Annotated in this window: 22 protein-coding genes; 11 read left to right on the top strand and 11 right to left on the bottom strand. The window is 72.1% G+C overall.

The window, feature by feature from the left end; genetic code table 11:
- Positions 1 to 159: 159 nt before the first annotated feature.
- The 3 genes from ACIGW4_RS22770 to ACIGW4_RS22760 all read left to right on the top strand — a co-directional run bounded on the left by ACIGW4_RS22770 (position 160) and on the right by ACIGW4_RS22760 (position 2,787).
- Positions 160 to 915: a DUF4097 domain-containing protein gene (locus ACIGW4_RS22770; RefSeq protein ID WP_260174340.1), complete on the top strand. Its 756-nt coding sequence runs from the start codon at positions 160 to 162 to the stop codon at positions 913 to 915.
- A gap of 160 nt (positions 916 to 1,075) precedes the next feature.
- Positions 1,076 to 2,350, top strand: coding sequence for a hypothetical protein (locus ACIGW4_RS22765; protein WP_399582535.1), 1,275 nt, complete (start codon positions 1,076 to 1,078; stop codon positions 2,348 to 2,350).
- Between the two features lie 224 nt (positions 2,351 to 2,574).
- Complete coding sequence (locus ACIGW4_RS22760) at positions 2,575 to 2,787, top strand: zinc ribbon domain-containing protein (RefSeq protein ID WP_030688048.1); 213 nt, start codon at positions 2,575 to 2,577, stop codon at positions 2,785 to 2,787.
- A gap of 36 nt (positions 2,788 to 2,823) precedes the next feature.
- Here the strand turns inward: ACIGW4_RS22760 and ACIGW4_RS22755 are convergent, their stop codons facing one another.
- The 3 genes from ACIGW4_RS22755 to ACIGW4_RS22745 are packed head-to-tail and all read right to left on the bottom strand — an operon-like array spanning position 2,824 to position 7,481.
- Positions 2,824 to 3,648: an HAD family hydrolase gene (locus ACIGW4_RS22755; protein ID WP_399582533.1), complete on the bottom strand. Its 825-nt coding sequence runs from the start codon at positions 3,646 to 3,648 to the stop codon at positions 2,824 to 2,826.
- Positions 3,645 to 6,254 (bottom strand): phosphoribosyltransferase, encoded by a 2,610-nt coding sequence (locus ACIGW4_RS22750; protein WP_399582532.1) that lies wholly within the window; start codon positions 6,252 to 6,254, stop codon positions 3,645 to 3,647. The genes ACIGW4_RS22755 and ACIGW4_RS22750 overlap by 4 nt, the downstream gene beginning before the upstream one ends.
- Before the next feature lie 18 nt (positions 6,255 to 6,272).
- Complete coding sequence (locus tag ACIGW4_RS22745) at positions 6,273 to 7,481, bottom strand: HpcH/HpaI aldolase/citrate lyase family protein (RefSeq protein WP_399582530.1); 1,209 nt, start codon at positions 7,479 to 7,481, stop codon at positions 6,273 to 6,275.
- 176 nt (positions 7,482 to 7,657) lie between these two features.
- Here ACIGW4_RS22745 and ACIGW4_RS22740 point away from each other — a divergent pair, with 176 nt between their 5' ends.
- On the top strand, positions 7,658 to 8,515 hold the full coding sequence (locus ACIGW4_RS22740; protein ID WP_399582648.1) for a TerD family protein: 858 nt from the start codon (positions 7,658 to 7,660) through the stop codon (positions 8,513 to 8,515).
- A 62-nt stretch (positions 8,516 to 8,577) separates the two neighbouring features.
- Here ACIGW4_RS22740 and ACIGW4_RS22735 read toward each other — a convergent pair whose 3' ends face one another.
- From ACIGW4_RS22735 to ACIGW4_RS22710, 6 genes are all read right to left on the bottom strand, one after another.
- A complete protein-coding gene (locus tag ACIGW4_RS22735; protein WP_123451936.1) occupies positions 8,578 to 9,315 on the bottom strand; it encodes a Tellurium resistance in 738 nt (245 codons plus the stop codon).
- Positions 9,316 to 9,431: 116 nt separating this feature from the next.
- Complete coding sequence (locus tag ACIGW4_RS22730) at positions 9,432 to 10,574, bottom strand: DUF475 domain-containing protein (RefSeq protein ID WP_399582528.1); 1,143 nt, start codon at positions 10,572 to 10,574, stop codon at positions 9,432 to 9,434.
- A gap of 28 nt (positions 10,575 to 10,602) precedes the next feature.
- Complete coding sequence (locus tag ACIGW4_RS22725) at positions 10,603 to 11,178, bottom strand: TerD family protein (protein WP_041129058.1); 576 nt, start codon at positions 11,176 to 11,178, stop codon at positions 10,603 to 10,605.
- Between the two features lie 82 nt (positions 11,179 to 11,260).
- Positions 11,261 to 11,836 carry a TerD family protein gene (locus tag ACIGW4_RS22720; RefSeq protein ID WP_030495317.1) on the bottom strand — a complete coding sequence of 192 codons (576 nt, stop codon included), beginning with the start codon at positions 11,834 to 11,836 and terminating at the stop codon, positions 11,261 to 11,263.
- A gap of 138 nt (positions 11,837 to 11,974) precedes the next feature.
- Positions 11,975 to 12,433 carry a peroxiredoxin gene (locus ACIGW4_RS22715; RefSeq protein WP_123451940.1) on the bottom strand — a complete coding sequence of 153 codons (459 nt, stop codon included), beginning with the start codon at positions 12,431 to 12,433 and terminating at the stop codon, positions 11,975 to 11,977.
- Between the two features lie 129 nt (positions 12,434 to 12,562).
- A complete protein-coding gene (locus ACIGW4_RS22710) occupies positions 12,563 to 12,985 on the bottom strand; it encodes a DUF3052 domain-containing protein (RefSeq protein WP_123451942.1) in 423 nt (140 codons plus the stop codon).
- A gap of 430 nt (positions 12,986 to 13,415) precedes the next feature.
- Here ACIGW4_RS22710 and aceE point away from each other — a divergent pair, with 430 nt between their 5' ends.
- Together aceE and ACIGW4_RS22700 are read left to right on the top strand one after the other, a co-directional pair.
- Positions 13,416 to 16,148, top strand: a complete 2,733-nt coding sequence (gene aceE, locus ACIGW4_RS22705; protein ID WP_399582525.1) for a pyruvate dehydrogenase (acetyl-transferring), homodimeric type — start codon at positions 13,416 to 13,418, stop codon at positions 16,146 to 16,148.
- A gap of 76 nt (positions 16,149 to 16,224) precedes the next feature.
- Positions 16,225 to 17,040, top strand: a complete 816-nt coding sequence (locus tag ACIGW4_RS22700) for a potassium channel family protein (RefSeq protein ID WP_398710766.1) — start codon at positions 16,225 to 16,227, stop codon at positions 17,038 to 17,040.
- Here the strand turns inward: ACIGW4_RS22700 and ACIGW4_RS22695 are convergent.
- Both ACIGW4_RS22695 and ACIGW4_RS22690 read right to left on the bottom strand, forming a co-directional pair.
- On the bottom strand, positions 17,021 to 17,443 hold the full coding sequence (locus ACIGW4_RS22695) for a peptidase inhibitor family I36 protein (RefSeq protein WP_399582523.1): 423 nt from the start codon (positions 17,441 to 17,443) through the stop codon (positions 17,021 to 17,023). The genes ACIGW4_RS22700 and ACIGW4_RS22695 overlap by 20 nt on opposite strands.
- Positions 17,444 to 17,574: 131 nt before the next feature.
- Positions 17,575 to 19,197 (bottom strand): MFS transporter, encoded by a 1,623-nt coding sequence (locus ACIGW4_RS22690; protein WP_398710764.1) that lies wholly within the window; start codon positions 19,195 to 19,197, stop codon positions 17,575 to 17,577.
- Between the two features lie 117 nt (positions 19,198 to 19,314).
- On the opposite strand from ACIGW4_RS22690, the gene ACIGW4_RS22685 reads away from it, so the two are divergent.
- The 5 genes from ACIGW4_RS22685 to ACIGW4_RS22665 all read left to right on the top strand — a co-directional run bounded on the left by ACIGW4_RS22685 (position 19,315) and on the right by ACIGW4_RS22665 (position 24,895).
- The gene (locus ACIGW4_RS22685) at positions 19,315 to 19,974 is read left to right on the top strand and encodes a TetR family transcriptional regulator (protein WP_399582521.1); all 660 of its coding nucleotides are present in this window, start codon (positions 19,315 to 19,317) and stop codon (positions 19,972 to 19,974) included.
- A gap of 70 nt (positions 19,975 to 20,044) precedes the next feature.
- A complete protein-coding gene (locus ACIGW4_RS22680) occupies positions 20,045 to 21,253 on the top strand; it encodes an alpha/beta hydrolase (RefSeq protein ID WP_399582519.1) in 1,209 nt (402 codons plus the stop codon).
- Positions 21,254 to 21,327: 74 nt separating this feature from the next.
- Positions 21,328 to 22,296, top strand: coding sequence for a DUF4429 domain-containing protein (locus ACIGW4_RS22675; RefSeq protein WP_399582517.1), 969 nt, complete (start codon positions 21,328 to 21,330; stop codon positions 22,294 to 22,296).
- Between the two features lie 587 nt (positions 22,297 to 22,883).
- Complete coding sequence (locus ACIGW4_RS22670; RefSeq protein WP_123451955.1) at positions 22,884 to 24,215, top strand: sensor histidine kinase; 1,332 nt, start codon at positions 22,884 to 22,886, stop codon at positions 24,213 to 24,215.
- On the top strand, positions 24,212 to 24,895 hold the full coding sequence (locus tag ACIGW4_RS22665) for a response regulator (RefSeq protein ID WP_399582515.1): 684 nt from the start codon (positions 24,212 to 24,214) through the stop codon (positions 24,893 to 24,895). Before ACIGW4_RS22670 ends, ACIGW4_RS22665 begins: the two co-directional genes overlap by 4 nt.
- Positions 24,896 to 24,994: the final 99 nt, after the last annotated feature.

Here is a 24,994-nt window from a genome sequence, read left to right as displayed (position 1 = left end):
AAGAGGCAACAGCCTACATGGCCGGTGGGTGGGTGTCGCAAACGGATGGGGTCGGGGGGAGCCCCACCCCCTGGACGGTGGGTCGCCGGATCGTGACGGGGGGTGGTGGGGTTCTACGGTCGGGGGGTCGTCGGTGTCGTTGCTGGGGGAATGATCGTCATGGCCGTAGGTCGCCCGTTCCGTGTGCTGCTCGCTTCCGGTGTCGCCGTGCTCCTGCTCGCGGGGTGCGGGGCCGAGGCCGAGGGGGCGCCGGTGGAGCGGAGGACGTTCGCGTTCGACGGGGACGCGCTCACCGTCGACTCGGACGACTCCGAGCTGGTGATCACGCCCGCCGACGTCGACGACGTGCGCGTGGAGCGGCAGGTCGACGGGTGGGTGTTCATGGGGTCCGGGCCCGAGGCGAGCTGGAAGCTGGTGGACGGGCGGCTCACGTTGCGGGTGGAGTGCGACGCCGTCGCGGCCAGCTGCGGTGCCGTGCACCGGATCCAGGTGCCCCGCGGTGTCGCCGTCACCGTCGAGGACGACAACGGGGGCGTGACCGCCGAGGGGTTCGCCACGCCCCTGAAGGTGCGGTCCGACAACGGGGACGTGCGGGTGCGGAAGGTGAGCGGGGTGCTCGATCTCGGTGGAAGCAACGGGGACGTGAGCGTCGAGGGCTCCGTCACCTCGCCCGAGGTCTCCGTGCGGTCCGACAACGGGGACGTGGACATCGCCCTCGGGTCCGTCCCCCGCAAGGTCGACGTCGTCACCGACAACGGCGACGTGACCGTGACCGTGCCCAGGGCCGAGTACGCCGCCTCCGGCGCCAGTGACAACGGTGACGTCCGGATCGACGTGCCCCGTCGCGACGGGAGCGGGCACGTCGTGAGGCTGCGCAGCGACAACGGGGACGTCACCGTTCGTACGGTGAACTGACCGGGCCGTGTGTTCGTCCTTACCGGGTGGGAGAATGAACCCTGACCGGGCACGGCGGACACAGCACGGGGAGTAGTAGGTGGCGGCGAGCGATGCTAGGGGCACATCGGCGCCCAGGGGTTCCTCCGCGTTCCGGTTGGCTCTCGCGCTGCCCTTGCTGATGGGGGCGTTGTTGCCGCAGGCCTTCGCCGGTGGCGGGACCCGCCGTTGGTTCGGCGGGCGCGGGGAGGGGCAGCGGGCCGAGGCACAGGCCGCCAAGGACGCCGCCGCGGCCGCCTTCTACGAGCTCGACACCGCCCAGCGCGGGCTCCGCATCTCCATCGAGACGATCACCGCCGTGGACAGCTCCCCGGAGGCGCGCCGCGCCGTCGAGGGGTTCGAGGCGCTCGGGCGGCGGATCGACGAGGTCAGTCACGGCTACATCGGTGCCGTGGACGCGCACGATCTCGACCGGGACGAACTGGATGCCGCCACCGCCTCCCGCGCCCGCGCCGAGCTGAGCCGGGCCAAGGAGGAGCTCGACCGCGTCAAGGGCGAGTTGGACCGGTTCGAGGAGGGGCTCGCCCCGCTCCTCGGGCGGGCCGAGACCCAGCTCGCCCGCCTCGCGCCCGCCGTCGAGCGGGCCCGGCAGGCGCTGCGCGGTGCGAGCAACGCCCTGGACGCCGTACGGGAGGGCGGGCTGCGCGCCGATGACCTCGCCCTGCAGCTCGCTCAGCTCGGGCCCGAGCTGACCCGCCTCAACGAGGGCGCCGGCCGGCACGGCGTCGCCGAGACGCTCCAGCGCGCCGACCGGGTGCTGCGGGACGCCGAGGCCGTACGGGCCGAGGCCGAGCGGCTGCCCGAGCGGGCCGCCGAGATCGACAAGCGCCTGGTGTCGCTGCGCACCCGCACCGAGGCGCTCACCACCCGCGCCGGAGGCGTCGAACCCGTCCTCTCCGAGCTGCGCCGGCGGTACTCGGCCGCCTGCTGGCAGGACCTCCAGCACGTGCCGGAGCACGCCGCCACGACCCTCCGGCAGGCCGAGGAGCGGCTCGCCGAGGCAGGGAAGGCACGGGCCGAGCAGCGCTGGCCCGACGCGACCTCGCTGCTCTCCACGGCCCGCGCGCTGCTCGACTCGACCGACGAGGCAGTCTCGGCCGCCGGTGACCGGCTGCGCCGCCTGGACGCCGTCGCGAAGGACCCGAAGGCGGAGACCGACCGGGCGCGGTTCGCGGTGCGGGACGCCCAGCGGCTCGCGATGGCCGGGCGGAACACGCCCGACCCCCGCCACGCCCGGCCCCTCGACGACGCCGTCGCCCGGCTCGACCGGGCCGTGGACGGGCTGGAGGGCCGCCATCCGGACTACTGGCACTTCCTGACCGAGCTGGAGGCCGTCCGCGCCACCGCCGCGCGGGTCGTCGGGCAGATCCGGGAGGAGCGGGGTTCAGGGCACTGACAGCGTCCGTCCCTCGGATTCGTCGTGGCCTCCGGGCACTGACGGTGCCCGGCCCTCGGATTCGCCGTGGCCTCCGGACACCGATGGCGGCGATCCTCCGTGGCCTCCGGACACCGACGGCGCCTGTCTCCCGGCCTTCCGGCACGGGTGCCCTGTGCCTCCCGCGGCCTCCGGGCCGTGGGCGGGCACCGGTGGTGCCTGTCCCCCGCCGTTAGCCTGGTGCCATGCCTCGTTACGAATACCGCTGCCGCACCTGCGACGACACCTTCGAGCTCAGCCGCCCCATGGCCGAGTCCTCCGCTCCCGCCGCCTGCCCCGTCGGGCACGACGACACCGTGAAGCTGCTGTCGGCCGTGGCCGTCGGCGGTTCCGCCGGCGCCGCCCCCGCCCCGAGCGGGGGCGGCGGCGGTTGCTGCGGCGGGGGCTGCTGCGGCTGAGCCCGCGGAGCTGCCGCGCCCGGCCCCTCGGTCGGGTCAGCCGGCGGCGGCCGCCCGGAAGCGGCGGAGGATCTCCTCCCCCGCCGCCACCCCGCGCTCCGCGAGGACGTCGAGGTGGGGTGCCGTCCAGTCGCTGTCGGCGAGTTCGCCGTGGCCCGGCCGCCAGGCCCGGTCCGCGGCGAGCAGCAGGTCGGCGTCGAGGAGGGAGTCCCCGGCCGCCAGGGTGAGCGTCGCGCCGGTGCGGCGGGCGACCTCGCGGACGGCCGCGCTCTTGGTGAGCGGCTTCGGCACCGCATACACCTTGCGGCCCTGGAGCGAGACGGTCCAGCCGCGGTCGCCCGCCCAGCCGCCGAAACGGTCCAGCCAGTCCTCGGGGAGCCGCTCCCGCTCGACGACGAGGTAGGCGAAGAGGTCCTCGGCCACCCGGTGCTTGCGCACCCAGGACAGGTCCGTGGTGGCGGTGAGGTAGGCGCGGATCTCGGAGAGCGGCGCGCATTCGTCGTCGAGCCTGCGCAGGACGGACCGGTGCCAGTCGCGGTCGGAGACGCCGTCGACGAGGATGTGCCCGCCGTTGGCGCAGATCGCGTACGCCGGTGCGGTGCCCGGGAGCTGGATGCGCTGGTACTGCTTGCGCGTCCGCGTCGTCGTCGGCACGAAGACCGTTTCGGCGGTCAGCCGCGCGAGGAGGTCGGCCGCGTCCTCGGTCATGTACGAGAGCGGCTTGGACTCGTGGACCTCGACGCAGAGCAGCCGGGGCGCCTGGGCGTCCGGCATGCCGAGGGCGAGGGCCGCGGTCGAGTAGATGAGGGTGCGGTCGAGGTCGCTCGCGACCAGGATCCGGGCAGGTGTGGGCGTGCTCATCGGGACGCCACCGCCTTGCCGTCGGCGCCTGTCGCGCCCCTCGTGTACTGGGGGTGGATCAGGCCCACGCAGCTGTACGGGAGTTCGTCGACCACCTCGACCGGTACGCCGCGCTGCTCGGCGAGCAGCCGGACGTGCGCGAGTTCGGCCTCGGCGCCCCGCTTGGCGAGGATCTTCCAGGGGACGCGGCGGAGCAGGACGCGGGTGGTCTCGCCGACGCCCGGCTTGACCAGGTTGACGTCGTGGATGCCGTACTCCTCGCTGATCCGCTCGACGGCCGCCCAGCCCTCCCAGGTGGGGGTGCGGTCGGCGGCCAGGAGCTCCTTGACGTCCGTGTCGACGGTCGCGGCGACCTCGTCGAAGCGGGCGGCGACGGCGTCGAGGAAGGCTCCGGAGACGTCGGACCCGGCCAGCTCGCGGTAGAACTTGGCGCCGTGGAAGTCGTCGGGTCCGACGAGGTCGGAGCGGAGGACCGTACGCGATATCAGGCCGGAGACCGTGGAGTTGAGGCACGCGGAGGGGATGAGGAAGTCCTCGCGGGTGCCGTAGGTGCGGACGCAGGAGCCGGGGTCGGCGAGGACCGCGATCTCCGGGTCGAAGCCCTCGAACTCCTTCAGCGCTTCCGCGAGTTCGCGGGTGATGGCGCCCTTTCCGGTCCAGCCGTCGACGAACACGACGTCGGCCGGGTCGTGGTGGGCGGCGAGCCAGCGCAGCGCGTTGGCGTCGATGCCGCGGCCGCGCACGATGGAGACGGCGTAGTGCGGGAGGTCGAGGCCGTGGCGGGCCTGCGCCCAACGGCGCATGAGGACGCCGACGGGGGTGCCGGCCCGGGCGAGGGAGACCAGGACCGGGCGGGCGGACCGCTCGGCGAGGACGGTCTCGGTGACCGTGCCGACGGCGCGGGCCATCCGGGCGGCGGAGCTCTCCAGGGCGGTGTGGAAGAGCTCCTGGTAGCGCTCGCTGGGCTGGTACTCGACGGGGAGCGACTCGGCGTAGTGGGCGCCGCCGCTCTGGATGGCCTCCTCCCGTTCCTCGGTGGGTGCCTCGAGTTCGACGTCCGAGAGGTCCTGGAGCAGCCAGCCGACCTCTTCGGGTGCGTACGAGGAGAAGGCGGGGCCGCGGAGGGGCTCGGGCAGCATGGAGCTCCTTTCGGGAGCTTCGGGAGCTTGGAGAGCTTCGGTGACGGAGACCGTGGGGGTGTGGGACGGGACCACCGCGAGCACGACGCGCGGGATGTGCGCGGCGAGCTGGGCGAGCAGGCCGTCCGGGGCGTGCAGGGCCGGGGTGTCGGCGGTGGAGTCGACGACGAGGACGACGGCGTCGAAGCCGGCGCCCGCGACGTTGTAGGCGTAGCGCTCGCCGGGTCCGTCGGCGGGGTCGTCGTGGGCCGGGAAGACGAGCCGGGTGCGGATCGCGTAACCGGGGTCGTCGACGGCGAGGACGGGCGAGCGGGTGGTGGTGGAGTAGCGGACGTCGTGGCCGGCGTCCTCCAGGGCGGTGCCGAGGCGCAGCGGGGCGTACATCAGCTCCTCGAAGCCGAGGACGAGCACGCGGGGGGCCGCGCAGGGCGGCCAGGGGCGGGCCTGCGCCCCGTCCTGGGCCTGGGGGGCGGGCTGAGTCCGGGTCTGGTCCTCGTCCTGGGCCTGCGCCCCGTCCTGGACATGGGGAGCGGGCTGAGCCCGGAAAGCACCCTCGGCCCGGGCCCCGGGCTCTGCCCCCGCCGCGGTGTCGAGCGCCTCCGCGAGTCTGTTCGCCATCCCCGGCAGTGCCTTCTCCAGGCGCTCCCGGTGCTCGGGCGTGAAGCCGTGCCGGCCGCCGTCGGGGAGTCCCTCGGGCCAGCCGAGTTCCACCCGTACGGGTGCCTCCCTCGGCACGCCGCGCACGGGGCCGGCTTCCGTCCCGTGCGTCTTCTCGTGTTCCGCCACCAGCGCCTGGCCCTTCTCCAGGACCCCGTCCGGGAGGCGGACCGTGCCGGCGGCGCCGGCGATCAGGTCGACGCGGGCGCCGATCTCCTTCGCGAAGGCGTCCAGGCGGTCGGCGTCGGCGGCGGAGCGCATGTCGACGAGGGCCACGACGACGTACCGCTCGCGCGGGTAGCGCTCGTGCAGGGCGCGGATGGTGTTGAGGACGGTGTTGCCGGTGGAGAACTCGTCGTCGACGAGGACGAGGGGGCCGTCGCCCGCGAGGAGCTCGGGGTCCTCGGGCAGCAGGAGGTGCGAGGTGGCGTGGGAGTGGGACTCCTCGAAGCCGCCCGCGCGGGCGACGCCGGCCACCGGGCGGCGGGTGGAGTGGAGGTACGGGGCGAGGCCGAGGCCGTCGGCGACGGCGTGCCCGAGGGCGGTGGCGGTCTCCGCGTAGCCGAGGACGACGGACCGGGCGGCCTCCTCGTCGCCGAGGAGTTCGCGGACGCTCCGGCCGAGGTCGAGGCCGGAGCCGTACACGACGGAGGGCCGCTGCGGCACGTGCTTGCCGAGCACGTTGGAGACCAGCAGGTGCGCGCGCTTGGGGTTGCGACGCAGTGCGAGGCCCAACAGGGCCGGTAGCTCCTCGCCGCCGATCAGTTCGACGCCCAGTCGCTCCGCGACCCACGTTCCGGTCCACACCACGTCGTCGACGTCCCTTCGTCAGCCGGCCAGGCCGGCGGTGAGCAGATCCACGAAGCCGACGTCCTCCTTGGCGACGCCGAAGACCTCGGCGCGCAGGAGGGTGCGCTCGGCCCACGCGCGATGCGGCTTCACCTCGTTCATCTTGTTCGTGTAGGCGGAGCGCAGCACGCCGCCGCCGTCCTGTTCGGGCCGCAGGATGTCCTGGGCGTCGCTCCACTCCTCGTGGCTGACGACGGAGAGGGCGTGCACCGGCACCACGTGGGTGGGGTGGATGCAGGTCTTGCCGAGGAGGCCGTTGGCCCGGTCGAGTTCGATCTCGCGCAGCAGGCCGTCGAGGTCGTGCTCGATGAGGGCGGTGCGCAGGTCCTCGGCGCGGCCTTCGAGGAAGGGGCTGCGGCGCAGCTGGGGCTTGAACATGCGCTCGCCGGGGCGGAAGTACTCCCAGACGGGTCCGGTGACGGTGAAGCCGGTGCCGTCGGAGCGGCCGAGGACGTTGACGACGTCGGCGATGACGCTCGCGACGATCTTGATGTCGTAGGCGGTCATGTCGGGCGAGCGGCGCAGCCCGTAGGCGGAGCAGAAGTCGGTGACGCCGAGGCGGAGGGCGAGGACGCGGTCGCGGTACTTGTCGGTGATCGCGGCGATGCCGGCGAGGGTCTCGGCCCGGGTCTCCAGGTGGAGGAGCTCGGGGGACTCCAGGACGGGCATGGCGAAGAGGCGCCGGCCGGTCGTCCGCTCGGCCTCGGTGAGCGCTTCGAGGAAGGCGCGGCCGCGGGCCTCGGTGAACTTGGGCAGTACGAATCCGGACAGCAGGCGGACGGAGGCGCCGAGGCGGTCGACGAGGTCGGTGATCTGGTGCGCCTCGCGGACCCGGATGAAGAGCAGGGGCAGGTCCGGGGCGGGGTCGGCGTCCGTCCCGGTGGCGGCGTCGGCGTCCGTCCCGGTCCCGGCGGCGAGGTCGGCGAAGTGCCGGACGAGGTTGTCCTCGCCCTCCTCGACGTCGGCGTCGCTGATGGAGTCCTCCAGGCAGAGCACCATGGAGACCACTCCGCGTCCGGCCTGTTTGCGCACGGCGTCGGCGAGCCGGGGCCGGGTGGCCGGGCTGTAGAGCGTGGCGCCCAGGGCCACGGCGAGCGTGCGCGCGGGCGAGTCGGCCGTGAATTCGGCCGGCTCCCGATGGAACAGCCCGGTCCGCACCGCGGACGGGATGTGCCCGAAATGACGCATGTGAGTCCCCCGTCTGCCTCTCCGGCCCTGATGACATGTGGCCGGTAATAGTACGTAGGTGCGGGTGTCCGTAGTTCCCTGGGCGCGTGAAATTCAGGTAACCCACCGGCATCCGTCGCCCCGTCCCGGTATCGGGAGTGCCCCCGCGTTGTCCGCGGGTCGGGCGGGAGGGCAGGATTGCGGTCATGACGCACGCGATGCAGAAGGGCTCCAACGTCCCTCTCGACACCGCGGCCGTACGGGCCGTGCTCCGCTGGACCCCGGGCCCCGGGGTCCCCGACGTGGACGCCTCGGCCCTGCTCCTCGGGCCTTCCGGCCGCGTGCGGTCCGACGAGGACTTCGTCTTCTACAACCAGCCGCGCCACCCCTCGGGGCTGGTGCGGCGGCTGCCGAAGAAGCGGGACTCCGAGGGCCTGACGGACACCGTGGAGGCCGATCTGGCCGCGCTCGACGTCTCGGTCGACCGGGTGGTGATCGCGGCCTCCTCCGATGGCGGCACCTTCCGCTCCGTCGCCGACCTGCGGATCCTGCTGTACGACGCGGCGGGGGCGGAGCGCGAGCCGCTGGCCCTGTTCGACGTGACGGCGGAGACCGGCGAGGAGACGGCGGTCATCTGCGGCGAGTTGTACCGGCGCGGAGACGGCTGGAAGTTCCGCGCGGTGGGGCAGGGCTACCCGACGGGGCTCGTGGGTCTCGCCACGGACTTCGGCATCTCGGTCGACGAGGACGCGGCGGAGGCCTCGGGGGACCGGGACGACCAGGACCTCCAGGGCGGCGCGCAGGCGGCCTCCGGGGGCTCCTCCGACTCCGACCTGACCGTGGTCCACACCCCCGTGCCGCCGCAGCCGGCCCTGCCGCCCCAGCCGGCCGTGCCGCCCATGCCGGACCGGGCGCCCGCCTACGGCTACCCGCAGCAGCCGGTGAACGCCCCGGCCCCCGCGTACGGCTACCCGCAGCCGGTGACCGCCCCCGAGCAGAACCCGGCGCCGGAGTTCCGCATGCCGCCGATGGGCCCCCAGTTCGTCCGGTCGTGAGGGCGGCGGGGGCGACGGCCGGGGCCCGTCCTCCGGCTCCGGCCTGATCCGGGGGACGCCCCCTACGCCTTCGTCTTGTAGCCGCGCCCCCACTGGAGCCCCCAGCCGTACAGCCGGTCCAGTTCGGCCTGGAAGCCGTACACGAACCGCACCTCGCGACGGACGATCAGCTCGCCCTTGACGTTCTCCATGGAGAAGACGGCGCAGGAGCGGGCCTGCGGGGCGCGCTCGTCGAGCTCGATCTCGATCCGGGGGCCGTTGCTCGGGTAGAGCGTGACCTTGGCGTGCGTACGGTCGAAGGCCGGCGTCTGGTCGTAGATGTACACGAAGAACAGCAGGCGCTTGATCTCGTCCCGGTGGTCCAGGTTGACGAAGACCGTCTCGCCCGAGGAGCCGCCGAAGCGGTCGTCACCGCTGAGCTTCACGTACGGGGCCGTGTTGAGGTCGCCGAAGAAGTTGCCGAGCGGCTGTACGACCCCCTTGCTGCCGTCGGTGAGCTCGTAGAGGCAGCCGAGGTCGAGGTCGACGTTGACCATGCCCTGGGTGTGGGCCTGGACGACCTCGGGCTTGAAGAGCTGGGCGGGGTTCCGCAGCAGCCGTCCGCTCTGCCGGGAGCGGCCCTCGATGTCGGAGGTGCGCATCCGCCAGGAGAGGTTGACCCGGAGGTTGCCGGTGGCGGCGCCCTGTTTGGTGAGCGAGACGGTCGGGCGCCGTTTCGTCAGGTCGATCGCGTTCGACGCGGCGCTGCCCGAGTCGAACTGCGCCGTCCTCGTCGGAAACAGGTTGTCCCAGAAGGCCATGTCGCCTCCACCCCCCACTGGTCGTCAACACCGCGGCCGTCAGCCGCGCACATGCCTGCGGGGCGGCCGGATGCACCGGCCGCCCCGCAGAGAAGCATTCCTCGTCGCCGGGGGTGTCACACCCCGGACGGCACTTCGGTCTTGTCCTGCGAGGAACCGCCCTCGGCCTCCGCGAGCCGCTTGTTGCGGCGGACGGAGGACCAGAAGGACCAGGCGATGAGCAGGACGCCGATGGAGCCGGTGACGATCTCGGGGATCTCGTACTGGATGGTGATCATGAGGACCACGGCCAGGGCGCCGATGGCGTAGTGGGCGCCGTGCTCCAGGTAGACGTAGTCGTCGAGGGTGCCCTGGCGGACCAGGTAGACCGTCAGCGAACGGACGTACATGGCGCCGACGCCCAGGCCGAGCGCCATCAGCACGATGTCGTTGGTGACGGCGAAGGCGCCGATGACACCGTCGAAGGAGAAGGAGGCGTCGAGGACCTCCAGGTAGAGGAACATGAAGAAGGCGGCCTTGCCCGCGAGCTGGACCGCGGAGACCTTCTTGCCGCTGCGCTTGGCCTCTTCCTCGGCCTCGTGCTCGCGCTCCTCTTCCTCCTCCAGCTTGTTCTCGAAGTAGCCGGAGAGACCGCCGACGACGAGGTACGTGATGAGGCCGGCGATGCCGGAGATCAGGACCGTCTGCGCCTTGTCGACGTGCGCGCCGCCGTGCTGGTGGGCGTGGGTCGCGAAGGTCATGGAGGTGACGAGCAGGACGACCAGCGCGATGCAGACCGACAGCATGTCGACCTTGCCGAGCTTGGCGAGCGGGCGCTCGATCCAGCGCAGCCACTGGATGTCACGGTCCTCGAAGATGAAGTCGAGGAAGATCATCAGCAGGAACATGCCACCGAAGGCGGCGATCGACGGGTGCGCGTCGGTCACCAGTTCCTGGTACCTGTCGGCGTCGTTCAGCGCGAGGTCGACGGCCTCGACGGGGCCGATCTTCGCGCTGATGGCGACGATCACGACGGGGAAGACGAGACGCATGCCGAAGACGGCGATGAGCACGCCGACCGTGAGGAAGATCTTCTGCCAGAAGGCGTTCATCTTCTGCAGGATTCCGGCGTTGACCACCGCGTTGTCGAACGACAGGGAGATTTCGAGGACGCAGAGGATCGCGACGATCCCGAACGCCTCCCACCCCCCGTAGGCCACCGCCACGGCCAGGCCGAGCACAGTGATCGCGAACGACCAGCCGAAGGTTTTCAGAATCACTGTCTACCCCATCGTGAAATTACAGGCTTTACGAAACGTTGACCCCGAAGTCTAGAGCGATGCCCCGAAGCCCGGACGCGTACCCCTGGCCCACCGCCCGGAACTTCCATTCGCCGTTGTAGCGGTAGAGCTCGCCGAAGATCATCGCGGTCTCCGTGGAGGCGTCCTCCGAGAGGTCGTACCGGGCGAGCTCCTGGCCGTCCAGCTGGTTCACGACGCGGATGAACGCGTTGCTGACCTGGCCGAAGCTCTGGCCGCGGTTGTCGGCGTCGTGGATCGACACCGGGAAGACGATCTTGTCGCAGTGGGCCGGCACCTTGGTGAGGTCCACGATGAGGGACTCGTCGTCCCCGTCACCCTCGCCGGTGAGGTTGTCGCCGGTGTGTTCGACGGATCCCTCGGGGCTGCGGAGCTGGTTGTAGAAGACGAAGTACTCGTCCCCGAGGACCCGGCCGGCCTGGCACAGCAGGGCGCTGGCGTCGAGGTCGAAGGGGGCTCCGGTGGTGGAGCGCGCGTCCCAGCCGAGCCCGACGAGGACCTGGGTCAGGTTGGGTGCGGCCTTGGAGAGGGAGACGTTGCCTCCCTTGGCGAGCGTGACGCCCATGATTCGGTTCCTCCCCGGTGGTGATGAGGCACGTCCGGCGCCGCACGGGAGGTGCGGCGCCGGACGGTTCGAACGGTTCGGCTCAGACGTTGACGCCGAAGTCCTGCGCGATGCCGCGCAGGCCCGAGGCGTACCCCTGGCCGACGGCACGGAACTTCCACTCCGCGCCGTGGCGGTAGAGCTCGCCGAAGACCATGGCGGTCTCGGTCGAGGCGTCCTCGGAGAGGTCGTACCGGGCGATCTCGGCGCCGCCGGCCTGGTTCACGACGCGGATGAACGCGTTGCGCACCTGGCCGAAGGACTGCTGGCGGTTCTCCGCGTCGTAGATGGAGACCGGGAAGACGATCTTGGCCACGTCGGCCGGCACGCCGGCCAGGTTGACCTTGACCTGCTCGTCGTCGCCCTCGCCCTCGCCGGTGAGGTTGTCACCTGTGTGCTCGACCGAGCCGTCGGCGCTCTTCAGGTTGTTGAAGAAGACGAAGTCCTGGTCGTTGCGGACCTTCCCCGCCTCGCTCACCAGAATGGCGCTGGCGTCGAGGTCGAAGTCCGTACCGGTGGTGGTGCGGACGTCCCAGCCCAGACCGACGGTCACGGCGGTGAGGCCAGGGGCCTCCTTGGTCAGCGAGACGTTGCCGCCCTTGCTGAGGCTGACTCCCACGAGTCCCTCCATAGGTTTCCAGGGGCAGCGCCCCCAGTCGTGCGTTGGCATCGGATCAACGTCTGGATCCTAGTGACGGGTTCCCGGTCGAAACAGTCGATTCGCCCGGTGAATCCGAGGGTGTCGGCCCCGGGACCCTCAGAGCGCTTCCAGGGCCTTGACGTAGTCGCGCGGGTCGCGGGCGTCCGACAGGGCGTTCACGACGGTCCAGCGGACGACGCCCTCCTTGTCGATGACGAAGGTGCCGCGGACCGCGCAGCCCTTCTCCTCGTCGAAGACGCCGTAGGCCCGGGAGGCCGCGCCGTGCGGCCAGAAGTCGGAGAGCAGCGGGAACTCCAGCCCCTCCTGGTCGCCGAAGACGCGGAGGGTGTGGATGGAGTCGTTGGAGACGGCGAGGAGCTCGGTGTCGTCGTTGACGAACGCCCGGAGGTCGTCACGGAGCTCGCGCAGTTCGCCGGTGCAGACGCCGGTGAAGGCGAAGGGGTAGAAGAGCAGCACCACGTTCTTCTCGCCGCGGAAGTCGGAGAGCCGCACGGTCCGGCCGTGGTTGTCCTTGAGCTCGAACTCCGGGGCCTTGGTGCCGACCTCGATCGCCATCGCGTACGCGTCCCTTTCGACGGGCCCGGGCCTTGGGCCGTTCCGGTGAACCCGGGTGGACCCCAGCCTACGGCCTGCGCACGAAAGCCCCCGCCGGCAGGCCGGCGGGGGCTTCTCGCAGCGTGGTGATCAGCGCTTGGGGGCGGCCAGGCGGGTGCCCGTCCAGTCCTTGGCGACGCTGATGCTCTTGGTCTGGGAGAGACCCGCTGTCTGCGCGGCATCCTGGATGTCGGACGGCTCGATGTAGCCGTCGCGGCCGGTCTTCGGGGTCAGCAGCCAGATGTTGCCGCCGTCCTCCAGAAGACCGATGGCGTCCACCAGTGCGTCGGTGAGATCGCCGTCCTCGTCGCGGAACCACAGCACGACGACGTCGGCGACGTCGTCGTAGTCCTCGTCCACGAGGTCCTGTCCGATGACGGACTCGATGCCTTCACGGAGATCCTGGTCGACGTCTTCGTCGTAGCCGATCTCCTGGACCACCTGTCCGGGCTCGAACCCCAGCCTCGCTGCCGGGTTGGTCCGCTCCTCCGCGTGGTCCGCGGTCGCGCTCACGGCTTGCCTCCTGCTCATTCGGTAAATGCTGTGGGCCACGCGTATGCGCGTGGCGCTGGCCGTAGTCCACACGTGCCGGGGCGGATCGCGCAAGTACCCGGCCGCCGAGACCGCCGAAACGGTGACGTTTGGGGCCGTCTCGCCGCAACTTCCGGCACCGCCGATCCCTCCTCCGTGATCAGGTGCACATGGTTCGTCCCGGTTTGGCGACTTCTGAGTTTTCAGTCTGCCGAACGCCCGGACGAAACGCATGCGCGGGTTGGGCGTAAGGTTGCGATTTGAGCGCACCCGGACTTCCGGAAGGCAGGCGAGGCACCCCCCGGGGGTTACCCCCCGGTAAATGTGACGTCCGGCGCCGGTGGGGTACACGATGGACATCTCCTGACCAGCCCGTGGCCCCGTGGGCGCCACCGAACAGCGAAGGAAGAGCGTGGCTCCCGGATCCGATCGCAACCCGATCATCATTGGCGGCCTTCCCAGTCAGGTCCCGGATTTCGACCCGGAAGAGACCCAGGAATGGCTCGACTCCCTCGACGCGGCCGTCGACGAGCGGGGCCGTGAGCGGGCCCGCTACCTCATGCTCCGCCTGATCGAGCGGGCCCGCGAGAAGCGCGTGGCCGTGCCCGAGATGCGCAGCACGGACTACGTCAACACCATCGCCACCAGGGACGAGCCGTTCTTCCCCGGCAACGAGGAGATCGAGCGCAAGGTCCTCAACGCCACCCGGTGGAACGCGGCCGTGATGGTCTCGCGCGCCCAGCGCCCGGGCATCGGCGTCGGCGGTCACATCGCCACCTTCGCCTCCTCGGCCTCCCTGTACGACGTCGGCTTCAACCACTTCTTCCGCGGCAAGGACGAGGGCGACGGCGGCGACCAGATCTTCTTCCAGGGGCACGCCTCCCCCGGCATCTACGCCCGCGCGTACCTCCTGGACCGGCTGGACGAGGCCCAGCTCGACGGCTTCCGCCAGGAGAAGTCGAAGTTCCCGAACGGCCTCTCGTCGTACCCGCACCCGCGGCTGATGCCGGACTTCTGGGAGTTCCCGACGGTGTCGATGGGCCTCGGCCCGCTCGGCGCGATCTACCAGGCGCGGATGAACCGGTACATGGAGGCGCGCGGCATCGCCGACACCTCCAGGTCGCACGTCTGGGCGTTCCTCGGCGACGGCGAGATGGACGAGGTCGAGTCGCTCGGCCAGCTGTCCATCGCCGCCCGCGAGGGCCTGGACAACCTCACCTTCGTCGTCAACTGCAACCTCCAGCGGCTCGACGGCCCGGTCCGCGGCAACGGCAAGATCATCCAGGAGCTGGAGTCGATCTTCCGGGGCAACGGCTGGAACGTCATCAAGCTGATCTGGGACCGCTCCTGGGACCCGCTGCTCGCGCAGGACCGCGACGGCATCCTGGTCAACAAGCTGAACACCACTCCCGACGGCCAGTTCCAGACGTATGCCACGGAGACCGGCGGCTACATCCGGGACCACTTCTTCGGCGACGACCACCGGCTGCGGGCCATGGTCGAGGGCATGTCGGACCAGCAGATCCTGCACCTGGGCCGCGGCGGCCACGACCACAAGAAGATCTACGCGGCCTACGCGGCGGCGAAGGCCCACGCGGGCCAGCCGACCGTGATCCTCGCCCAGACCGTCAAGGGCTGGACGCTGGGCCCGAACTTCGAGGGCCGCAACGCGACCCACCAGATGAAGAAGCTGACGGTCGACGACCTCAAGCGCTTCCGCGACCGGCTGCACATCCCGGTGACGGACCGGCAGTTGGAGGAGGGCCTGCCGCCCTACTACCACCCGGGCCGGGACTCCGAGGAGATCCAGTACATGCACGACCGCCGCAAGGCGCTGGGCGGGTACGTCCCGACCCGGGTCGTGCGGGCGAAGCCCCTGGTCCTCCCCGACGACAAGGCCTACGCGGCGGCCAAGAAGGGCTCCGGGCAGCAGTCGATCGCCACCACGATGGCCTTCGTCCGCATCCTGAAGGACCTCATGCGGGACAAGGAGATCGGCAAGCGCTTCGTGCTGATCGCCCCCGACGAGTACCGCACCTTCGGCATGGACGCCTTCTTCCCGAGCGCCAAGATCTACAACCCGCTGGGCCAGCAGTACGAGGCGGTGGACCGCGAACTCCTCCTCGCCTACAAGGAGTCGCCGACCGGCCAGATGCTGCACGACGGCATCTCCGAGGCCGGCTGCACGGCCTCGCTGATCGCCGCCGGCTCGGCGTACGCCACGCACGGCGAGCCGCTGATCCCGGTGTACGTCTTCTACTCGATGTTCGGCTTCCAGCGGACCGGCGACCAGTTCTGGCAGATGGCCGACCAGCTGGCGCGCGGCTTCGTGCTCGGCGCCACCGCCGGCCGGACCACGCTGACCGGCGAGGGCCTCCAGCACGCGGACGGCCACTCGCACCTCCTCGCCTCGACCAATCCGGCCTGCATCGCCTACGACCCGGCGTTCGGCTTCGAGATCGCGCACATCGTCAAGGACGGTCTGCGGCGGATGTACGGCCCCGAGGCCGAGGACGTCTTCTACTACCTGACCGTCTACAACGAGCCGATCCAGCACCCGGCCGAGCCCGAGAACGTGGACGTCGAGGGCATCCTCCAGGGCATCCACCGCTTCCGGGCCGCCGAGGCCGGCACGATCCCGGCGCAGATCATGGCCTCGGGCGTCGCCGTGCCGTGGGCGATCGAGGCGCAGCGGATCCTCGCCGAGGAGTGGAACGTCAAGGCCGACGTCTGGTCCGCGACCTCCTGGACCGAGCTGCGCCGCGAGGCCGTGGCCGTCGAGGAGCACAACCTGCTCCACCCGGACGAGGAGCAGCGCGTCCCGTACGTGACCCGCAAGCTCCAGGGCTCCGAGGGCCCGTTCGTCGCGGTCTCGGACTGGATGCGGTCGGTGCCGGACCAGATCTCCCGCTGGGTGCCCGGCCCGTACACCTCGCTGGGCGCGGACGGCTTCGGTTTCGCGGACACGCGCGGTGCGGCCCGCCGCTACTTCCACATCGACGCCCAGTCGATCGTGCTCGCGGTGCTGACCGAACTCGCCCGCGAGGGCAAGGTCGAGCGCTCGGCCCTGAAGCAGGCCGTGGACCGCTACCAGCTGCTCGACGTCGCGGCGGCCGACCCGGGCGCCGCGGGCGGCGACGCCTGACGGATGCCGTCGGCCGTTCGTTTCGGCTGGTGAGGGCGGTGGGACGCGGTCCCGCCGCCCTTCGGCATTCCTTACGATGCCGGTCATGCCCGTCAAGAAGCTGCGCTGGGAAGAGCGCACCCAGACGCCGCTCCTGGTGCTCGCGGTCGCGTTCGGCCTGGCCTACGCGGTGCCGATCGTGGCCCCCGGCGCCCAGCCGTGGGTGCACCGGCTGTGCACCCACGTCGAATGGACCGTCTGGGGTGCCTTCGCGCTCGACTATCTCGTCCGTCTCGGGCTCTCCCCGGACCGCTGGCGCTTCGTGCGCGGCCATCCGCTGGACCTGCTGGCGGTGATACTGCCGATGGTGCAGCCGCTGCGGCTGCTGCGGGTCGTCTCCACGCTCCTCCTCGTGGGCCGGCGGGCCCGGATGGCCCCGCAGATAACGCTCACCACGTATGTGGCGGGCGCGGTGGTCGGACTGATGATGTTCGGCTCGCTGGCCGTGCTGCACGTGGAACGGGACGCCCCGCACGGCAACATCAAGACGCTCGGGGACGCGGTGTGGTGGTCGTTCACCACGATGACCACGGTCGGCTACGGCGACCACGCCCCGACGACGGGCCTCGGCCGGGTCCTCGCGGTGGGCCTGATGCTCTCGGGCATCGCCCTGCTCGGTGTCGTCACGGCCAACATCGCCGCCTGGTTCATCTCCCGCTTCGACCGGGACGACGCGGTGGAGCGCCGGCAGACGGAACTCCTGGAGGCGCTCACCCTTGAGGTCCGGGAGCTCCGCGCCGAGGTGGCCCGGCTCTCGGCCCGGCAGGAGACACCTGAAGTTCCGGGAGCGCCGGGGGCGCCGGGGACGGACGAGCCGCGCGATGTCCCCTCGCCTACCGCTCCCAGAGCTTGAACGCTCTGACCTCGTAGGCCGTCTGCGGCACCCAGGTCCCCCTCCCCGGGTACGTCTCGAACTCCCCCGTCTCCCCGCACTCCGCCGACTGGTACGTGGTGACCGGCCTGCCCGTGCGGTTCGCGAGGGACTGGGCCGAGGTGCCCGGCGGCAGGGCGACGCAGCTGTCGATGTCGGTCGTGGCCAGTTCGTGCGTCCACGGCCTGCCCCTGAAGTCGGGCTTCGGCCAGAGACAGAGCCGGCCGGGACCGCAGGCCCCGAGCACGGTCCCGGTCGGCGCGACCGGCGGTGCCGCCGGAGTCGTCGGTGCTGCTGGAGCCGCCGGGGCCGCCGGTGCCGCTGTGAGGGCGGTCAGGAGGAGGGCCGTGATGGCCGCACCGGTGAGGACGGTCTTCGTATACATGCTGATGAACCCCCGTTTCGTCACTCTGTGTAATCACGAGGATGGCGGAGGTCTCCCGGCGACGGAAGAGGGGCCGCCCCCGTTCACGCGAACGGGTGACGGCCCCCTACGGGAACCCTGACGGGCGAGCCTCAGATGTGACCGCCCATGCCGCCCGCCTCCGCGTTCTCGCCGCGCTTGGTGAGCGTGGCGACGAGGGCCGCGACGACGGCGACGCCACCGGCGACGGTGAAGGCCAGCCCCATGCCGTCGAGGAAGGTGTCGTGGATGACCCCGGTGATCTGCTGGAGGAGGCCGGGGGTCATCCCCGGCGCCTGGGCCAGCTCCGGCGGGGTCATGCCGAACTCGGCGGCCTGCTCCAGGCGCGGGTCGGCCGGGACCGGGATGCCGGCCTCCTTCCAGTTCCCCGCGAAGGAGTCGGAGACCTTCGAGGACATGACCGCGCCGAGCACCGCCGTGCCGAGCGCGCCGCCGACCTGCATGGCGGCCTGCTGCAGACCGCCGGCCACGCCGGAGAGCTCCAGCGGCGCGTTGCCCACGATGACCTCGGTCGCGCCGACCATGACCGGGGCGAGGCCCAGGCCGAGCAGGGCGAACCAGAGGGACATGGCGAGGGTGCCGGTGCCGGCGGTGAGCGTGATCATGCCGAACATCGCGACGGCCGTGCAGACCATGCCGCCGACGAGCGGCACGCGCGGCCCGAACTTGGTGATCAGCGCGCCGGCCAGCGGCGAGGAGACGATCATCATCGCGGTCAGCGGCAGCAGGTGCAGGCCGGCGTCGACCGGGCCGAGCCCCTTCACGCCCTGGAGGTAGAAGGTCACGAAGAAGAGGCCGCCCATGAAGGCGAAGGCCATCAGGACCATCAGCACCACGCCGGCCGAGAGCGGCACGGAGCGGAACATGCCCAGCGGGATGAGCGGCTCCCCGACCTTCGTCTCCCAGAAGGCGAAGACCGCGAACAGGGCCACCGCGCCGAGCAGGCAGCCCCAGGTGTTGCCGCTCGCCCAGCCCCAGGACTCACCGGCCTTGATGATGCCCCAGATGAGGGCGGCCATGGCGCCGGAGAGCAGCAGGATGCCCAGGAGGTCGAAGGAGCGCGGCGCGTTCTCGGCGCGGTGGTCCTTGAGGATGACCAGGCCGAGCACGAGGGCGAGCACGCCGACCGGCACGTTGATGAAGAAGACGGACTGCCAGTTGACGTGCTCCACGAGGAAGCCGCCGAGGATCGGGCCGCCCGCCGTGGAGGCGCCGATGACCATGCCCCAGATGCCGATGGCCATGTTCAGCTTCTCGGCGGGGAAGGTGGCGCGCAGCAGGCCCAGCGCGGCCGGCATCAGCAGGGCGCCGAAGAGGCCCTGCAGGACGCGGAAGGCGATCACGGCCCCGATGGAGTTCGACAGGCCGATCGCGCCGGAGGCTGCGGCGAAGCCGGCGATGCCGATGAGGAAGGTCTGGCGGTGGCCGAAGCGGTCACCGAGCTTGCCGGCGGTGATCAGGGCGACGGCGAGCGCGAGCAGGTATCCGTTGGTGATCCACTGGACCTGGGCGAGGGTGGCGCCGAGGTCCTCCTTGATGGCCGGGTTGGCGATGGCGACGATCGTGCCGTCGAGCGCGACCATCATCACGCCGACGGCAACGCTGAACAGCGTCAACCACGGGTGGCCGCGCAGTCCCCTCGCCGGGACCGGTACGGGTTCCCGGGCATCCCCCTGACCCTGCGGGGCCTTTTCCACGGTGGTCTGACTAGTCATGCGAACGAGGCTAGTGACAGTCACTGACAATTGACAAAGCGATTCACGCGTCGGTAACTGTCACGTAGCTCACAGGTACGCTGAGCAGGACGAAATGCCGAAAAAGAGGACCACGACGTGACCGTTCCCGGACTGCGCGAGCGGAAGAAGCAACGCACGCGCGACGCGCTGATCCGGGTCGCCCTGGAGCTCTTCACCGACCAGGGGTACGAGCGGACCACCGTCGACGAGATCGTCGACGCCGTGGAGGTCTCCCAGCGCACCTTCTTCCGCTACTTCTCCTCCAAGGAGGAGGTCGCCTTCGCCGTCCAGCACATGGTGGAGGAGCGGTTCGTGCACGCCCTCGGACAGCGGCCGCCGGCCGAGGCCCCCTTCGACGCGATGCGCAACGCCGTCCTGTCCGCCTGGGACACCATCGGCGAGGCGATCGCCGAGGTCGTCCCCGTCGAGCTGCACCTGCGCGCGTACCGCATGATCGAATCGACGCCCGCGCTGCTCGCCGTCCACCTGCGCCGCTCCACCGAGATGGAGGAGACCATCTCCCGGATCATCGCCGCGCGCGAGGGCCTCGACGTCGACGAAGACCCGCGCCCCCGGATCGCGGTGGCCGCGTTCAGCGGGGTGATGCGGGTCACCGGGCAGATGTGGGGCCGGGGCACGGACGGGAGCCTGGAGGCCATCCGCGCGCTCACCGAGGAGTACCTCGACCACCTCGGCCCGGCGCTCGTCTCCCCCTGGCGGGACCGGCCCGGGAAGGGGCCGGAAGCAGCCCCGTAGGCCCTCGGCCTCCCCGTACGAGAGCCGCCGTGTGCGGAGGCGTGCGCCGCGCCCCGTAGGGTGGCCGCCCGTGACCTCCGATGCCTCGCCCACTCTCGTCGCCACGCGCGCGCTCCTGGCGCTCGCCGTCGTGTTCGTGCTCCTCGCGACCACAGGGTGGACCACGATCCGGCACCAGCCCGTTCCGTGGCCGTCCCGCGAGGCCGCGCTCGCCGCCTGGGCGCGGGACCGGATCGACCACCGGCCGCTGCCCGACCCGGCCGCCCCGGCCCGTACCGTCGCCGCGTTCTTCGCGGGGCTCGGCCCGGCGCGCGGCGCCCGGCTCGCCGCCCGCCACCCGCTCGTCGTCGGCAACCTCAACGGCGCCCCGGTCACCCTGCGCTACCGCGCCAACCGGATCACCCTCGCGCGCGCGTACGCCGCCGAGCGGAGCAGGGTCGACGACGCCAGGCTCTCCCCCGAGGGCCGGCACGAGGCCCGGCGCCGCATCGACCGCTTCGCCTCGCTGATGCGCCCCGGCCGCCAGGTCCTCGCCTTCGACCCGACCGGTACGGGACGGGCCGCCGAGGTCCTCGGGGACCTGGAGCGGGCCCAGCGCGTCTCGGTGATCGTGCCCGGCGTCGACACCAACCTGCTCACCTTCCAGAAGACCCACGGCCGGTACGGCGCCCCCGCCGGCATGGCCGAGGCCCTCTACGCGGCCGAGCGGCGGACCTCGCCACGCGCGCGCGTGGCGGTCATCGCCTGGGCCGACTACACCGCGCCCGTCGGGCTCGGCGTCGACGCGGTCACCGGCCGGCTGGCCGAGGAGGGGGCCGTACGCCTGGTGGGCCTCACCGAGTCCCTGCCCCCGGACGCGCGCGTGGCGCTCTTCTGCCACAGCTACGGCTCCGTGCTCTGCGGGGCCGCCGCGCCCCGCCTGCCCGCCCGGGTGACCGACCTGGCCGTGGCCGGAAGCCCCGGGATGCGGGTCGAGCGGGCCGCCGACCTCGACAGCCACGCGCGCGTGTGGGCCATGCGGGACGCCGACGACTGGATAGCGGACGTGCCGCACCTGGAGGTGGGCGGGGTCGGACACGGAGCCGATCCCGTCGCGCCGGAGTTCGGCGCGAGGCTGCTCTCCGCGCGCGGCGCGCTCGGTCACAGCGGCTACTTCGAACCGGGGACGCAGAGCCTCGGCAACTTCGCCGCGATAGGCGTCGGGGCGTACCCGAGCCTGGTCTGCGCACCTGCCGACGGCGCCTGCCACGACGGAATATCCGGTGCGGAAGGGCTCTGACGCGCGTAGATCACGCAATTTCAGGACCTTTCACAGGGGCGACGCAAGGGCACACGCCGCTTACGATGAGGCGCATGGGTGATGTGCTGGCCGGAATTCATGCCACCTGGGAGCTCGAGAGCGACGCCCTCGTCATCCGCTTCGACCGGGGGATCCGTACGCCGAAGCTCTTCGGGGCGCTGCGCGAGAGACGCGTACCGCACGAGGCGCTGGCGTCCGTGACGCTCACGCCCGGCAAGCGGGGCACCGTCGTGCTGCACGCCGTGCCGAGGCCGGGCGCCGATCCGCTGATGGAGGCGGCCGCGGGGCAGCTCAAGGAGGGCAGCGATCCGTACCGCCTGGTGCTCCCGGCGGAACGCGAGACGCTCGCCGAGTACTACCGGGACGAGCTGCGGGCGCTCCTCGCGTCGCGCCCGGGGGCCGCGGGGGCCGCCGGGTACGACGGGTACGAGGGCCACGAGGGGTTCGCGCCGGGCGACGGCGGGGCGGGGGGTGTCGCGCCCGCCGACCGGTTCCTGGTGGCGCCGCCGCCGGGGCCGCAGTCCTTCAAGGCGTACGACGGGAAGGCCAGCTTCGACGGGACCTCCGAGGTCGCCTTCCGCTGGTCCTGGACGGGGGCGTCCTCGGAGAAGTGGAAGGCCGGCGACCAGGTCTTCTCGGTACGGGACCTCTGCGGGGTCGAATGGCGCTCACCGGACGGGGTCGACGGGTACCTGCGGCTCGTGCCCCGGGACGGCGGGTCCCGGTCCCTCGACGTCCAGCCCGATCAGGACCCGGCGTGTGTCGTCTTCGGCCGGTACGGGCCGGTGTACGAGTCGCTGACCTTCGCCGCGGCGGTCCTCGCGGCGGTCCGGGGCAAGGACCGTGTCCCTGTGCCCGTCCCTGTGCCCGTCGCGGTTCCGGCCGGGGGGCGGGGGGCGGAGTCGCGGGATCCCGGGGCGGTGGCTGAAAGGATTCGTCACTTGGGGGAGTTGCATCGGGCCGGGTTGGTCACGGATGCGGAGTTCTCGGCGAAGAAGGCGGAGCTTCTGGCGGAGCTTTGAGCGGGACGTCGCGGGCCGCGCCCTGCTGGGCGTTGCCCCCCTGCCCGTGCGGGCCGCGCCCGCGCCCGGCGGTGCGGCGCCCCGGCCCGCGCGGGGCCCGCGCCCTGCTGGGCGTTGCCCCCCTGCCCGTGCGGGCCGTGCCCGGGGTGGGCGGTGCCCCCCGCCCGTGTGGGCAATCGTCCCGCAGGGCGGGACGGGTGGGCACACGGGACGGCGCCTTCAGCGGCGCCTCCGCGTCCCGCGCCCTGACCCGCACCACCGGAGCGCTGTGCACGGGGTGCGGGTCCAGGTACATGAGCCTCGGGCGCCGGCAGGGCGCCGTTCCGTTGTGCCCACCCGTTCCGCCCCAGCGGAACGACTGCCCACAACGGCGGGGGCGCCGCCCCGCGGGCGCGCCCGCGACGGGGTGCGAGGGCGGGTGCGCCCGCAACGGGGGAGGCGCCGTCCCGGCGGGACGGTTGCTCGCAGCGGGGGCGTGGGGGTGTCGTCCTGGTGGAGTGGCGGGTGGGTCATACCCCGGTAGCAGGGGGGAGGCCGGTCCTTGGTATGACGCCTTGTCGGAGGGGGCTGCCTACGCTGGGGGCGTCATGGACATCGAATCGCGGCACCGGCCGCCCACCGCTCCCCCGCCCGTCGCCCGCCGGTGGGTGGTCACCCGGACGCGGGAGGTGTTCCAGGGGCTCGGGGCCGCGCTCACCACCCCCACCACGCCGGGCGCCCCGCTCCTCGCGGGCGCGCCCGGTCGTTGGGTGCGGCTGCTGCCGTACGTCGTCGCCTTCTCGTTCGTCGCCGCGCTCCTCCCCTCCACCGTCGTCCTCCTCATCAACGACTACGGCGTCAACGGCGCCCTCGCCGGGGCGGTCGGCACCGCCCAGACGCTGCCGCTGCTGCTCGCCGTCGCCCGGCCCCTGGAGGCCTGGTGGATCGTCTTCGCCGCCGATGTGCTCGGCGCGCTCGTGCTGCTCGGTGCGGACGGCACGCGCGCGGAGTACTGGCCGTGGACCCCGCCGCTGGTCGTCGGCTACTGCGCCCTGATGCTCGCGCTCGGGCTGCGCGAGTCCCGCCGGGCGCTGTTCGGGGTGTGGCTGGCGACCGGCGCGGCCGGTTACGTCCTGGAGGCCTTCCGGCCCGCCGGGTACACCAGCGTCCACACCCTGCTGCTCGTGCTCAGCGGCGTCCTGCTGCTCCTCGCCTCGGCCGTCCGCGCCCGCGGCGACGCCCAGCGGCGCCTCGCCGAGCAGGAGACCATCAGCGAGGCCGAGCGGGCCCGCCGCACGCTCCTGGAGGAGCGGGCCAGGATCGCGCGCGAGCTGCACGACGTCGTCGCCCACCACATGTCCGTGATCACCGTGCAAGCGGATTCCGCCCCGTACCGCATTCCCGAACTCCCCGAGGCGGCCCGCGAGGAGTTCTCGTCGATCGCCGCCAGCGCCCGCGAGTCGCTCACCGAGATGCGCCGGCTCCTCTCCGTCCTGCGCAGTGACGGCGGCGAGGGCGAACGGGCCCCGCAGCCGGGCCTCGACCGGGTCCAGCAGCTCGTCGAGGCGACCGTACGGGCGGGGGTCCCGGCCGAGCTGCGGCTCGCCGCCGACCTCGGCGAGGTGCCGCAGGCGGTGGACCTGTCCGCGTACCGGATCGTGCAGGAGGCCCTGGCCAATGTCGTACGGCACGCGCCCGGAGCCTCGACCCGGGTCTCCGTGCGGGCCGAGGACGGATGGCTGACCGTTCTCGTCGTCAACGGGCCGTCCCTGGAGGAGGGTTCCTCCGTCGAGCGGGGCGCCCCCGGCACCGGGCACGGGCTCGTCGGCATGCGGGAACGCGTACGGTTGACCGGCGGCTCGCTGGACACCGGGCCGCTGCCGGACGGCGGCTTCCGCGTCGCGGCCAGGCTTCCCCTGCGTACGAAGGACACCGAGTGACCATCCGCGTGATCATCGTCGACGACCAGGCCATGGTGCGGGCCGGTTTCGCCGCTCTGCTCGCCGCGCAGCCCGACATCGACGTGGTCGGCGAGGCGCCGGACGGGCGGCAGGGCGTGGAGGTGGCGCGCTCGACGCATCCGGACGTCGTCCTGATGGACGTGCGGATGCCGGAGCTGGACGGGCTCGCGGCGGCCCGGGAGATCCTGCATCCGCCGGTCGGGGTCACGCACCGGCCGAAGGTGCTGATGCTGACCACCTTCGACGTCGACGACTACGTGTACGAGGCGCTGCGCGCGGGCGCGTCCGGCTTCCTCCTCAAGGACGCGCCGCCGGCCGATCTCATCGCGGCGGTACGGGTGGTGGCGGCGGGCGAGGCGCTGCTCGCCCCGTCCGTGACCCGCCGCCTCATCGCCGACTTCGCGGCCTCGCGCCCGGCTCCCCGCCGGGACACCACGGCGCTGCGCCTGAACGGGCTCACGCCGCGCGAGACGGAGGTCCTGGAGCTGATCGCCCGGGGCCTGTCCAACCAGGAGATCGCGGGCAGCCTGGTCCTCGCCGAGCAGACGGTGAAGACCCACATCGGCCGGGTCCTCGCCAAGCTGGACCTGCGCGACCGGGCGCAGGCGGTGGTCTTCGCGTACGAGTCGGGCCTGGTCACGCCCGGGGATTCGCGCTAGGGGGTGTCTTGTCGATCAGGCCGGATCAGGGAGCGGCGTCTGGTGCCGTGCATCGCAAGGCGGAGGAGGGAGGCAGTGGGGTCTCCCCTGTTCGAGCGA

Source organism: Streptomyces sp. NPDC053513, assembly GCF_044544765.1.
In the GTDB taxonomy this organism is placed as follows: domain Bacteria; phylum Actinomycetota; class Actinomycetes; order Streptomycetales; family Streptomycetaceae; genus Streptomyces; species Streptomyces litmocidini.
This window is presented reverse-complemented; position numbering and strand designations above follow the sequence as displayed.